Source organism: Microbacterium sp. P2_F9, assembly GCF_056403635.1.
This window is the reverse complement of the sequence record NZ_JBFUFC010000396.1, coordinates 1-1,272: the sequence shown is the minus strand read 5'-3', so window position 1 is coordinate 1,272 and position 1,272 is coordinate 1. Positions and strand designations below refer to the sequence as shown.

Genomic DNA, 1,272 nt, shown 5'->3' with positions numbered 1-1,272 from the left:
TCGGGGACGCGGTCGGCGCGCTCGCCCCCGCGGCGGGCGCGTCCTGCTCGCGCTTGCGGAGTCGCAGGTATTCGTCCACCCCGCCGGGCAGGTGACGGAGGCGCCCGGAGAGGATCGCGTACTGCTGGTCGGTGACGCGCTCGAGGAAGTAGCGGTCGTGCGAGACGACGATGAGGGTGCCCGGCCATGAGTCGAGCAGGTCTTCCATCGCGGCGAGCATGTCGGTGTCGAGGTCGTTGGTCGGCTCATCGAGGATCAGCACGTTCGGCTGCTCGAGCAGGATCAGCAGCAGCTGGAGCCGCCGCTTCTGCCCGCCGGAGAGGTCCTTGACGGGCGTGGACAGCTGCGCGCTGGCGAAGCCCATCCGCTCGAGGAGCTGGCCGGGGGTGAGCTCCTGAGACTTCGATCCTGACCCGAACTCGTAGGTTGTGCGCAGGCGCGAGATCACGACCCTGACCGGATCGTTCAKGTGCTCTTCGAGCTCGTCGAGGCGCTGCGTGAGCGTGGCGACCTGGACGGTCTTGCCGCGCTTGACGCGGCCCGCCGTCGGCTCCACGTCGCCGGAGACGAGCCCCAGCAGGGTGGACTTGCCCGCGCCGTTCACCCCGAGGATGCCGGTCCGCTCGCCCGGCGCGATGCGCCACTCCACGGCATGCAGGACCTCTTTCGGGGTCCCTGAGCCTGTCGAAGGGTAAGACACTGACGCGTCGAGCAGGTCGACGACGTCCTTGCCGAGCCGCGAGACCGCGAGCGACTGCAGTGCGAGCTTGTCGCGGATCTCCGGCTCATCGGCGATGAGCTCGTTCGCGGCGTCGATGCGGAACTTCGGCTTCGAGGTGCGGGCCGGGGCGCCGCGCCGCAGCCAGGCGAGCTCCTTGCGGGCGAGGTTCTGTCGTCGCGCCTCGATGACGGTGGACTGCCGGTCGCGCTCGACGCGCTGCAGGATGTACGCGGCGTAGCCGCCGTCGAAGGGCTCGACGATGCGGTCGTGCACCTCCCACGTCTTGGTGCAGACCTCATCGAGGAACCACCGGTCGTGGGTGACGACGAGCAGTGCGCCGGATGTCGCGGCCCAGCGCCGCTTCAGATGCTCGGCGAGCCACGCGATGGCCTCGACATCGAGGTGGTTCGTGGGCTCGTCGAGGAAGAGCACGTCATCGTCGCCGGAGAGGAGCGCGGCGAGGGCAACCCGCCGCCGCTGGCCGCCGGAGAGGCTCCCGATCTCGGCATCCCACGGGATGTCGGCAAGCAGGCCGGCGATGACGTCGCGCG

General features: G+C 69.9%; 1 protein-coding gene. It reads right to left on the bottom strand.

The features are described from left to right. Nucleotides 1-1,272: ABC-F family ATP-binding cassette domain-containing protein (locus AC1DVT_RS20315; protein WP_477391215.1), on the bottom strand; the 1,272-nt coding region annotated here is incomplete at both ends.